The organism is Paenibacillus cisolokensis (genome assembly GCF_018403665.1).
GTDB lineage: Bacteria > Bacillota > Bacilli > Paenibacillales > Paenibacillaceae > Paenibacillus_AH > Paenibacillus_AH cisolokensis.
Window position 1 is genome coordinate 24,390 of sequence record NZ_BOVJ01000115.1, and the last position, 11,456, is coordinate 35,845.

At 59.6% G+C, this 11,456-nt stretch carries 12 protein-coding genes and 1 pseudogene; all 13 read left to right on the forward strand.

Features of this window, described 5'->3' with window-relative positions:
• Positions 1 to 108 precede the first annotated feature (108 nt).
• The 13 genes and pseudogenes from PACILC2_RS16010 (at position 109) to PACILC2_RS16050 (ending at position 11,280) form a co-directional block, all read left to right on the forward strand.
• Positions 109 to 825 (forward strand): response regulator transcription factor, encoded by a 717-nt coding sequence (locus tag PACILC2_RS16010; protein ID WP_213529465.1) that lies wholly within the window; start codon positions 109 to 111, stop codon positions 823 to 825.
• Positions 826 to 2,217, forward strand: coding sequence for a sensor histidine kinase (locus tag PACILC2_RS16015; RefSeq protein ID WP_244863560.1), 1,392 nt, complete (start codon positions 826 to 828; stop codon positions 2,215 to 2,217).
• A gap of 387 nt (positions 2,218 to 2,604) precedes the next feature.
• Positions 2,605 to 3,504: a dienelactone hydrolase family protein gene (locus PACILC2_RS16020; protein ID WP_213529466.1), complete on the forward strand. Its 900-nt coding sequence runs from the start codon at positions 2,605 to 2,607 to the stop codon at positions 3,502 to 3,504.
• A gap of 27 nt (positions 3,505 to 3,531) precedes the next feature.
• Entirely contained in the window at positions 3,532 to 3,660 is a 129-nt protein-coding gene (locus tag PACILC2_RS28045) for a hypothetical protein (RefSeq protein ID WP_280515330.1), read from the forward strand.
• A 5-nt stretch (positions 3,661 to 3,665) separates the two neighbouring features.
• Positions 3,666 to 4,187, forward strand: a complete 522-nt coding sequence (locus PACILC2_RS27075) for a hypothetical protein (protein ID WP_244863561.1) — start codon at positions 3,666 to 3,668, stop codon at positions 4,185 to 4,187.
• On the forward strand, positions 4,118 to 5,278 hold the full coding sequence (locus PACILC2_RS27080) for a sensor histidine kinase (protein ID WP_244863562.1): 1,161 nt from the start codon (positions 4,118 to 4,120) through the stop codon (positions 5,276 to 5,278). The genes PACILC2_RS27075 and PACILC2_RS27080 overlap by 70 nt, the downstream gene beginning before the upstream one ends.
• Complete coding sequence (locus PACILC2_RS27085) at positions 5,239 to 5,445, forward strand: hypothetical protein (protein ID WP_244863563.1); 207 nt, start codon at positions 5,239 to 5,241, stop codon at positions 5,443 to 5,445. The genes PACILC2_RS27080 and PACILC2_RS27085 overlap by 40 nt, the downstream gene beginning before the upstream one ends.
• A complete protein-coding gene (locus tag PACILC2_RS16030) occupies positions 5,435 to 6,751 on the forward strand; it encodes an ABC transporter substrate-binding protein (RefSeq protein WP_244863564.1) in 1,317 nt (438 codons plus the stop codon). The genes PACILC2_RS27085 and PACILC2_RS16030 overlap by 11 nt, the downstream gene beginning before the upstream one ends.
• Before the next feature lie 12 nt (positions 6,752 to 6,763).
• A complete protein-coding gene (locus PACILC2_RS16035; RefSeq protein WP_213529468.1) occupies positions 6,764 to 7,939 on the forward strand; it encodes a response regulator in 1,176 nt (391 codons plus the stop codon).
• Between the two features lie 131 nt (positions 7,940 to 8,070).
• On the forward strand, positions 8,071 to 8,271 hold the full coding sequence (locus tag PACILC2_RS27090) for a hypothetical protein (RefSeq protein ID WP_244863565.1): 201 nt from the start codon (positions 8,071 to 8,073) through the stop codon (positions 8,269 to 8,271).
• Positions 8,217 to 9,377, forward strand: a complete 1,161-nt coding sequence (locus PACILC2_RS16040) for an extracellular solute-binding protein (RefSeq protein ID WP_244863566.1) — start codon at positions 8,217 to 8,219, stop codon at positions 9,375 to 9,377. The genes PACILC2_RS27090 and PACILC2_RS16040 overlap by 55 nt, the downstream gene beginning before the upstream one ends.
• A 153-nt stretch (positions 9,378 to 9,530) precedes the next feature.
• Positions 9,531 to 10,375, forward strand: a pseudogene (locus tag PACILC2_RS16045) (carbohydrate ABC transporter permease).
• 119 nt (positions 10,376 to 10,494) lie between these two features.
• Positions 10,495 to 11,280 carry a carbohydrate ABC transporter permease gene (locus tag PACILC2_RS16050; protein WP_235593457.1) on the forward strand — a complete coding sequence of 262 codons (786 nt, stop codon included), beginning with the start codon at positions 10,495 to 10,497 and terminating at the stop codon, positions 11,278 to 11,280.
• Positions 11,281 to 11,456: the final 176 nt, after the last annotated feature.

Here is an 11,456-nt window from a genome sequence, read left to right on the forward strand (position 1 = left end):
TAGAGGCCTCGCCTTTCCGCCTTCTTTCACTTTTCTTACAATAACCTTACACGGCAGGAGATAGGCTCGGCGGAGCGAACAATACTGGAGTAGCGAGGTGACGGAACGATGAGCAAAACGATATTGCTGGTCGACGACGAGCAGGACATCGTGGAGATGCTGAAGCTATTTCTGGAGCCGGATTATCGCGTCCTCGAAGCCCATGACGGGCAAGCCGCGATGGAACTGTTCGCGCGCGCTTCGATCGACCTGGCGGTAATCGATGTCATGATGCCTTATGTGGACGGCTTCCAACTGCTGCAATGGATACGCAAGCATTCCAAGCTGCCGGTGATCGTCTTGTCGGCCAAAAATCAGGAGGCGGACAAAATCGCCGGGCTTGGCCTCGGAGCGGACGATTTTATTGCCAAGCCGTTCAGTCCGCTGGAGGTCGTGGCTCGCATTCAGGCGCATCTGCGAAGAACGTACGAATTTAACGATGCCGGGGCGGCGGGGACGGGGGCGGACGCGGACATCGCCGAAACAAGGCTCGGCGAGCTGACACTGGATCATGAGGCCTGCATGCTGTACAAGCGGGGCGAGCCGATCGCGCTGAGCGCGATCGAATATAAGCTGCTGAAGCTGTTTATGAGCAAGCCGGGACGCATCTATACGAAAAAGCAAATTTTCGAGCAGGTGTGGTCCGATCCGTATATCGCGGACGACAATACGGTTATGGTGCAGATCAGCCGGCTGCGGGACAAGATCGAGGATTCGCCGCGGGAGCCGTTTTACGTCAGGACGGTTCGCGGGCTCGGATACCGATTCGCCAAAAGGATGAGCTGAATGCGCCGTAAACCGAAGAAGCTGTCCGGGATGCTGCTCCGCAACTACGTGTTTTTTTCGCTGTCGCTCGGGCTGAGCTTGATTGTGCTGTTGCTTTTTTTCGTGGAAAGGACAAACGGGCGGATGCCCGCCGGGGATATGTCCTTGATGCAAGCGCATGCGATCGTCCGTTCGGATCCGGCCGACATCCCGACGGATGCGATTGAAGCGGTGGGCGGCTGGGCGGAAATTCTCGACGAACGGCTGCGGATCGTGGAAATCAGGGGAGAGAAGCAGGACGGGACGGCAGCGTCTTATACGGAACGGGAACTGAACGCGTTATTTTACGATACGGCCGAAAATCCGTATTACACGTCCATCGCCCCGTTCGTCACGAATGCCGGAGAGCGGCGTTACGTCCTGGTCAGACTGCCGAAACAACAAGTAAAGGCGAACGTCGCGGTCTACGAGAGGACGGAGGGCAGTCAGGCGATTTTCTGGGGCGCTCTGGCCGAGACGGGGGCGCTGTTTGCCGTGCTGTTCGGGATCAACGTGTACGTATACAGCCGCTTGACCGCGGTCAGGCTGACGAACCCGTTAAGCGCGATTGCCGCAGGCATACGCAGCGTGTCGGACGGACGGTACCATGAGCGGCTTCGCGTCGAGGCGAACTACGAGCTGGCGCAGCTCCAGGTGAGCTTTAACAAGATGGCGGAAAAGCTGGAGCAGGCCGAAGCGGACAATCGGCTGCTGTCGGAGAGCAAGCAGCGGATGCTCGTCCATATTTCGCACGATCTGAAGACGCCGATCACGACGATCCAAGGCTACGTCGAAGCGCTGCAGCACGGCGTAATCAAGGACGAGACCGCACGACAGCGGACGCTCGGCCTCATCCACGGCAAAACGAAGCTGGTCGCCGAGCTGATCGACGACGTGTTCGAGCTGGCGAAGCTGGAGAGCCCGGACTATCCGGTCGCCAAGGAGGATGGCGATCTTGCGGAGTTCGCGCGCGAGATGGCCGTCGACTATTACGATCTGTTCGAGGAGAAGCGGTTTGTGTTCGAATGCGACATTCCTGCACGGGAGGTGGTCGTGCCGTTTAACGCGAAGCTGCTGTACCGCGCCGTCTCCAATCTGCTCGCGAACGCGCTGAAATACAACCCGCCGGGGACGCATGTGCGGCTGACGCTCGTCGACGGGCCGGAAGAAGCGCGCCTCGAGGTCGCCGACAACGGCGTCGGCATTGCCGCGGAGCTGCGCGACCGCGTCTTCGAGGCGTTCGCCCGCGGAGACGCCGCGCGCCAGAGAGACGGCGGCTCGGGCCTTGGCCTGACGATCGCCAAGCATATCGCGGAGAAGCATGGCGGCAGCCTCGCGCTGGACGGCGGCGGCGGGGGACGCGCTTTGCGCTGACGCTTCCGAAGGCGGGGAGGTGCGCTCGCTGGTCGCCGTAAGCCATTCCGGCTGGCCGACCAGCCCGAGGAAGAAGTCGCCGATTTTGAAGCGCAAGCTGGATGAGCTGAACGCGATAACCCGATACGCGTGAGCTCCGCCGTACGGCGGAAATTCGGTCATCCGTTGCCGTGCAATAATAAAGGAAAATAAGAGCAGGAGTTCTGGACAGGGACTCCTGTTTTTCTATGCTTCGGCTTTCCGTCCCGGTTCGCGCATCGTTCGTTCGGCATGCTCAGCCATGCTCAGCATATGGCCGGCCCGGCCGTCTTGACACGTTTTCCGTTTCATGCCACAAATGAATACACAGCTTGCAAAGCTGTAACCTTTTGAGGAGGGATTCATCGAATGAGTCAGGAGCAGCGGGAAAAATTGTATGCCATGCTCGGCGATCTGCCGCCGAAATCGGCCTTGACGAGCAAGCTCGTCGCCATCGAGGACAGGGAAACGTACGTGCTGGAGAAGCTGACGCTCGGACTGAACGGCATTGAACCGGTGCCGGCTTATTTCGTCAAGCCGAAGCATGCGGAAGGCCCGTATCCGGTCGTTCTTTTCCATCACTCCCACGGGGGAAATTATCGGTTGGGGAAAGACGAGCTGATAAATGGAAACGTTTACTTGCAGCATCCGCCATATGCGGAAGCGCTTGCGAGACAAGGATATGCGGCGCTGGCGATTGACGCCTGGGGGTTCGGAGAACGAAGCGGCAGAAGCGAAAGTGAAATTTTTAAAGAGATGCTTTGGCGCGGACAAGTGATGTGGGGGATGATGGTGTACGACAGTCTCCGGGCGGTCGAATACGTGACCGGACGGGCGGATGTAGATGCTGCCCGAATCGGCACGATCGGCATGTCGATGGGAAGCACGATGGCGTGGTGGACCGCCGCGCTGGAACCGCGGATTCGCGTATGCGTGGACCTGTGCTGCCTGACCGACTTTCAGGCTCTGCTCGAAACGCGCGGACTGGACCGCCACGGCATCTATTATTACGTCCCGGGCCTTCTGAAGTCGTTCACGACGGCATCGATCAATGCGCTTATCGCGCCGCGTCCCCATCTCAGCCTGGCGGGGATTTACGATCCCTTGACGCCGGCGGCCGGGCTCGACCGGATCGAGGCGGAGCTTGACCGGACATACCGGCAGCTTGGCGCGCCGGAAGCCTGGAAACTGCTCCGCTATCCGACCGGCCATTACGAGACGGCGGAGATGAGGGCGGAGGCGATGGCTTTTCTGGCCAAGTGGCTGTAGCGGCGGCGAAGGCGAACGAGGAGGGATATGATGCGTGCCATTCGCCGTCCGCTGCCGATTCTGGCGCAACTATGGGCGGGAATGTTTCTGATTGCGGTGCTTGTGATCGCGTTGACGATTTTTTCAATTACCGTTTCAATTCGCAGACGATGCTGAACCGGATGGCCGACAATACCCAGGAGTCGGTCGAGCAGCTTTCCGACAAGATCGATGTGCTGTTGCGCCAGTACGACCAATTCACCCATCTCGTCGTATTCGACAGCCGGGTGCAGCGGACGCTCGCCGAAGCGGGATACGGCCGTGAGGAGCCGGACGCTGTCGGCTTGAACCGTTATCTCGGGGAAAGAACGCGCCATATTGCCGGCGACATGCTCATTCATCTGTTCGACACGGCCGGCCGCGCCTATGCGTCGACCGACGCGCTGCAGCTGTTCTGGCGCAATTATGACGAAGTCGCCGCCATTTCGTGGTACGCCAAAATGGCGACGATGGACGGCCATATGCTGTGGGTATACGGGCCGGCATGGCGGGACGGGGAAATTCCGGCCATTATCGGGGCGAGAAAAATCAAAATGCGGACGACCTGCATATTGTCGGGGATCTGTTCGTCGTCGTGCCCGTGGACAGGATCAACCGGGTCATTGCCGAAACGCCGCCGCCGATCGAACGGAAAGTGCAGGTGATGGACCCGCTTGGCAACATCGTTTATTCGACCGTCCCGGATGAGATCGGGACGGCCGCCGATATCGGGCTGTTCGCCAAATTCGCAGGCAGCGGGCCGCTCTTCTTCGACTGGACGACGCGGGAGGAGGGGCGGCGCGTCTACGTTACCTATGCGAAGTCGGCGTATTCCGGCTGGACGACGATCGCCTACTTCGACCGTGAGGCCGTGTATAGCGATACGACGCGTATGTGGGGCGCCGCGCTGCTGACGATCGCTTCGGGCGCGGCGCTGGCGCTCATTCTCGTCGGCTATTTCGCCTGGACGCTGACGAAGCCGATCCGGCAGCTGGCGCTTGGCATGAACCGGCTCGGCAGAGAGGGGGTGCGGCCGCTCGGCATGCGGTTCGCCAGCATGGAAATTTCGCTGCTGTACGCCAACTACAACCGGATGCTCGACCAGCTGAAGGAGCTGATCGACCGGCTGTCGGAACAGCAGATCAGCGTACAGCGGGCGCAGCTGGTTGCGCTGAAGGCCCAGTTTCGCCCGCACTTTTTGTACAATTCGCTCAATTTGATTTATTGGACGATCGAGGACGGCAGACCCCGCGAAGCGCAGGACATGACGATTGCGCTCGGCGAGCTGCTGCGCTACAGCGTTCATCCGTCGTCCGAGCTTGTGACGCTGCGCGACGATCTCGACCAGCTGGAGCGGTATCTGTTTTTGCAGCGCGCCCGTTACGGCGACCGTTTCCGCTTCGAGCTGGAGACGGAGGAAGGACTGGGCCGCCAGCGGGTGTTCCGCCTCATGCTGCAGCCGCTCGTCGAGAATGCGTTCCGCCACGGGCTCGAGCGGAAGCCGGAAGGCGATTGGCTGATCCGCGTCCGGATCAGGCGCATGGACGGAACGATGCACTGCACGGTCGAGGACAACGGGGCGGGCATGGAGGCCGGCCGGCTGAGAGCGCTGGAAGCGAGCATCGCTCTGGAAAGAAGGGAAGACGCCAACGCCGGCGGCATCGGGCTGTCGAACCTGCATCACCAGACCCGCTCTTTTTCGGACCGCCGTACGGTTTGCGGCTGTTCGCCAGCCCGCTTGGCGGATTCGGCGTAACGTTGACGCTGCCGCTGAACGAAGACAAGGAAACCGGCCAGGACAAGCTTATGCATGGCGGGCGGGCCGCCGGCGCCGGAAAGGAAGCGTACGGCGGCGAAGCCGAAGCCGGAGCGCGCGCTGGCCAAGCGGGGGAAGCGGAAGGGGGGGATGCCGATGATCGCTAGGAAGGCTGCCGCCAGACTGCCGTCGCCGATGGCGCTGACGATGTGGATGACGCTGATGACGCTGACGGCGCTTCTCAACTCCTGTATGCCGCAGGCTTCGCTGCCCGAACTCAAGTCGCGGCCGGAGCAGAAGACGCTTTCGATCTGGCTGTGGCAAGGAAACGGAATGGAAAAGCTGATTGAAGATTATTCGCAGCTTAGGCCCGATATCGATGTCGAAACGGTGTACGTCCGGTATGAGGACGTCGTGCCCAAGCTGTTGTCCTCGTTTGCCAGCCGTTCGGGGGCGCCGGACCTCGTCCTGCTCGATGCGGACCAGATCGGCGAGGCTGAGGCGTTTCGCGGATATTTTCACAATCTGTACGATTTCGGCGCCGACCGGAACCGGTATCTGGATTGGAAGCGGGAGCAGGCGGAACTGGACGAAGGACGGTTTCTGTTCGGTTTGCCGGCGGATATCGGCCCGGTGGCGATCGCGTATCGCCACGATCTGTTTGCCGAAGCCGGCCTGCCGTCCGGCCGCGAGGAGGCGGCGGAAGCGCTGAGCGATTGGGAAACGTTGGAGCAATGGGGTTTGAAGCTTCGCCGGGAGCTCGACGTGGCGTTGGTCGATAACGTGACGAGCGTGTACACGGCATCGTTGCACGAATACAGCACGCAGCCTGCGAGCCGGTCCGGCTCCGGGGAAACGGAAAAGGACGGCCGGCTGGCGCTCATCCGGAAAGCGTGGGATCGTGCCGTCAGATTCCACAGCCTCGGTCTGAGCGCCGGATTGCCGTCGCGGACGCCGGATTGGGCACGCGGCGCGGTTGAAGGCCGCTATGCGGCCGTCATCGGACCGTCATGGCTTCACGGGGCGATGAAGACGAATGCGCCGGCAACGTTCGGCAAGTGGGACATGATCCGAACGCCGGAGGGGCCGTCGATTATGGACGGTACGTTTCTGGCCGTGCCGGCGACGAGCCGGTATCCGGAGGAGGCTTATGCGCTGGCGGATTGGTTGACGTCGCCGGATCGGCAGCTCGACGGGTTTCTGCAGAGCGGAAACTTTCCCTCTACCCCCCGATTGTACGGTTCCCCGGAACTGAGCGGGCTGCAGGACCCGTTTTTCAACAATGCCCCGACAGGGCAAATCTACACATCCGCCGTGCTGCATTACCGGGGCCCGGCGATTCGAACGGAACAGCGCGTCCGTACGATCGAAGGGGAAGCCGCGGTCCGGGAGGCGCTGCGCCGTCTGGAAAGCGAAAACGCCGATCCGGAACGGCTGTGGGCGGAAGCGGAGAAACAGATCGCCGGTCATTGAAGGAGGAATGCCATGTTTACTGTACTTGTCGTCGACGACGAGCCGAACGTGCGGGCGCCTGTGCGGCGCATGCTGTCGCAGATGGAAGGCGCGGACCGGGTGCTGGAGGCGGCTGACGGGAAGCAGGCGCTGGAGCTGCTGAAGCGGCATGAGGTGCATCTTGTTATTACGGACATCCGGATGCCGGGAATGGACGGGCTGGCGCTGGCCGCCACGATTCGCGGCCGCTATCCGGACACGGAAGTATACGTGTTGACCGGATATGCCGAATTCGAATACGCCCAGCGGGCGGTCGAGCACCAGGTATCGGGCTACCTGCTCAAGCCGCTTTCCAGACATAAGCTCGCGGAAGTGTTCGAAGCGGCCAGCCGCAAATACCGGCTCCGACGCCACTCCTATCAGGTCAATACGATCCGCAGCAAGGCGCTGCTGGAGAAGCGGGTACACGATCTGCTGCACGGCGTTCCGCTGCCGCAGTTTGACGAGGGGCTCATTCCGCCCTTCGAGCGCATCGCGCTGATCTCCTTTTCCACAAAAGATTTGCGGTCGTTCGGCGAAACGTCGGTCCGCTCCTTCATCCGGAACGGCGCATACGACGCGTTCTGCAGGCTGGGCGTGCCCGTCGTTTGCATGGAAGAGCGGCTGGTGTCGATCGTGCTGTTCGCCGTCTCGTTCGACCGGGAAGCCTGGGACCGCCAGACGGCGGAAACATCCGCCTGGATGGAGGACAAGCTGCGATTGCCGATCCGGACCGGCTGCGGCGGGTCGACCCGGGAGCTCGCAGATCTCAGCCTGATGTATATCCGCAGCATGGTGAAGCTCGGTTTCACCGAGGTGTCCCGCCGCGGCTCCGAAGCCCGTTTGTCGCCTATCGTCCGCAGTTTGCTCGATTACGTGCGCAGCGAGTATGCCGGAAGCGCCTTGCTCGCCGATTTCGCCGAAGCCCGGCAGGTGAACGCCAATTATTTGAGCAACCTGTTTCATCAGGAGACGGGCATGACCTATACGCAGTATCTTACCCATTACCGTCTGACCGAAGCGAAGCGGCTGCTGCGCGAAACGAATCTGAAAATCTATGAAGTGTGCGCGCTGACCGGCTACCGCGATCCGGCTTACTTCAGCCGTCTGTTCAAAACGGTCGTAGGCTTGTCGCCGAACGATTACCGCCTCGGTACGCCAAATACCTGACCAGTACAATTACCTAACAATAGTTCAAGAAATCGAAGATTCGTCATCTGTCGCCCCGGATGCCCGAAACCTATACTTTTTGTCAAGGCTTACTTCGCAAGCCTGTCGATCATAAGAGGGGAGTGTTGCGGATGAAACGATCGGGAAGGCGCAAACCTTGGATGCTGGCGATACTGGTTATGGCGTTGCTGCTGTCGGCGTGCGGAAGCGGAGGCGATCCGGCGGATTCGGCCGGCGCCGAGCCGGAGAAGAGCGGCGAGAAAGTGAAGCTTCAGATGTGGTTTTGGCAAGGGGCGGCCTTCGAAAAATTATTCCGGAGTTCAACAGGCTAAATCCCGGCATCGAGGTCGTACCGCAAATTTACAAATGGGAGGATGCGCACAAGAAGCTGCTGACCGCCATGTCGGCCGGTTCGGGCGCTCCCGATATCGCGATGGTCGATATTTCGCAGTTGGACCAGTTTCTGAAATATCCGGACAAGTTCTACGATCTGAATGAATTCGGGGCGCAGGAGCTGGCGGGCGACTATCTGGAATGGAAATGGAAGCAGTCCATGGTCGGGGACAAGCAGCTCGCTTTGCCGACGGATATCGGTCCCATGGTGCTCTATTACCGGGCAGACCTGTTCGAGCAAGCGGGCTTGCCGTCCGAGCCGGAAGAGGTGGCGGCGCAAATTCAAAACTGGGATCAATTTCTCGAAGCGGGCAAAGTGCTGAAAGAAAAGACCGGCGCCGATATTCTCTCCAACCCTTACGAGCTGTACGGCGCGATTCGCGATCAGGGCGACCAGCTCTACTTTGACGAGGAAGACCGGTTAATTATCGAGGAAAATCCGCAAATCAAGAAAGCGCTGTCGTACTACATCAAAGCGCGGGAAATGGGAATTGCCGGCGCCTACGATCAGAAGAACGCGCTCCCGGAATATTCGGCCGCGCTGAACTCCGGCAAGATTGCCACCTACATTTCGGCCGCCTGGGGACGCGGACATGTCGAGACGCGCGCGCCGGACACGAAGGGCAAGTGGCGTGCGGCGAAAATTCCCGAAGGAACGGGCAACATGGGCGGTTCGTTCCTGCTCATTCCGAAGGAAACGAAGCATGCGAAGGAAGCGTACAAGGCGATTTCCTGGCTGCTTGCTCCGGAGCAGCAGCTGGAGGTCGCGAAGCTGACGGGCAACTTCCCGTCGACGCCTTCGGTTTACGGGGACGAGCTGTTTACGAACCAGGGCTTTGAGTTCTGGGGCGGACAGAAGCTCGGCGTGCTGTTCGCCGAGGTCGCCAAGGACGTCAAGGTGCAGCGCAAAGGCCCCAATTACCAAACGGTGGAAGACATTATCAGCGACGGCATGCAGGCGGTTACGGTCGACAAGTCGAAGGACCCGGAAACGGAATTTTGGGCGCTTGTGGAGAAGGCGAAGACGAAGCTCCAGAACAAGTAATCAACGAAGCCGGCGAAAGCGGGCGGGCAAGGCTGGGAGCCGATATGCGGGTTCCCGTCTCTTGTCCGCCGCCGCTGACGCCTGTCCGATCCGAATTGCCGAAGGAGGGATGGCAGCTTGAAGGGATGGAGAAAATACGCCGCTCCTTATGCGATGATTTCGCCTTTTTACCTTTTGTTTCTCGTGTTCGGGCTGTTCCCGATCCTGTTCTCGATTTACTTGTCGTTTCACGCATGGGACGGGCTCGGGGAGATGAAGTACGTCGGCCTGCGCAACTTCCGGAATTTGCTTGCAAACGATCCGGATTTCTGGAAGTCGGTCGGCAACACGTTCGTCATCTGGTTTTATCGACGCTGCCGCAGCTGTTTCTGGCGCTTGTGATCGCCTTTCTGCTGAACGCGGCCTTTATGAAGTTCAAAGATTTTTTCCGGGCGGTCTTTTTTCTGCCGAACATTACTTCGATCGTGGCGGTGGCGATTATATTCGGATCGTTCTTCGGCACGCAGTTCGGCCTGATCAACAGCCTGTTTCAGGCGCTCGGGCTTGAACGGATCGACTGGATCAACGATACGTTCTGGGTCAAGGTCGCCATTTCCCTGATGGTCATTTGGCGCTGGACCGGCTATAACGCGATCATCTATCTGGCAGGCTTGCAGGCGGTGCCGGGCGATCTGTACGAGGCGGCGACGATCGACGGCGCGAGCCGAACGCAGCAGTTTTTCCGCATTACGCTGCCGCTGCTCCGTCCGATCATTCTGTTCACCGTCATCCTCTCGACGATCGGCGGCATGCAGCTGTTCACCGAGCCGATGATTCTCGTCGGCAATACGGGAGGAGCGACCAAAGGCGGACTGACGCTCGTGCTTTACCTGTACAGCCAGGCGTTCGGCAATCAGCTGTTCGGCTACGCTTCGGCCATCGCATGGATGCTCTTCCTGATCATCGGCGTCTTCTCTTTTCTGAACTGGAAATTTATTTCGAAAGGGGAGACGCATTGATGGGAACGGCGAACCATGAAGGCGTGCCGCTTCAGCCGAATGCGGGCGTGCCCGGGACGGGCGGCATATTCAGGGGAAGACTGGCGGAAAGGCTCGGTACGATCGGCATTTACGCCGGTATGTTGGCCGGCGCCGTCCTCTCGCTCTTTCCGTTTTATTGGCTGCTCGTCATGGCTACCGCGACGACCTCGGATATATTCCGGTTTCCTCCCCGGCTGCTGCCGGGCGACCAGCTGCTGGTCAATATCAACAAAGTGCTGGATCATGTCGGGTTCTTCCAATCGTTCGGCAACAGCGTTGTCGTGGCGGGCGTCCATACGCTGATCGTTCTGTTTTTCTGCTCGCTGGCGGGCTTTGCGTTCGCCAAATTCGAATTTCCGGCGAAAGGCTTCCTGTTCCTGTTCCTGCTTCTGACGATGATGATTCCGCAGCAGCTCGGCCTCATTCCCCAATTCATCATTATGCAGAAGCTCGGCTGGATCAACGAGCTGAAGGCGCTTATCATTCCGGGAGCGGCGAATGCGTTCGGCATCTTCTGGATGCGCCAATATTCCCAGTCGGTCATTCACGACGAATTGATCAACGCCGGCCGGATCGACGGCTGCAACTCGTTCGATCTGTACTGGCGGGTGGCGCTGCCGATTTTGCGTCCGGCGCTGGCGACGCTCGGAATCATTACGTTTCTCGGGTCCTGGAACGATTATTTGTGGCCGCTCGTCGTCATCTCGGTGCAAGAAAAATTTACGATCCAGATGCTCATCGCCTCGATGAACGGCGTATACAGCACGGACTATTCCATGGTTATGGCCGCTACGTTAATGGCGACGGTTCCGCTGATTGTCGTGTTCAGCCTGTTCAGCCGGCAATTTATCGCCGGGTTGATGCAAGGCTCGGTCAAGGATTGACGGAAGGGAAAGGATTTTCACGTCTTTTCTGAAAATTTGAATAATAAGGTTGACATTCGCCGAACCGCGTGGTACCATGGCCTCACCTTGTAATCGAATCGGATGCCTGGTCTTCGGATGCCGGTAAGTAAGGCTGCGATTCGCAGCCTTTTTCTCGTGGTACGCCCAGCATGGGC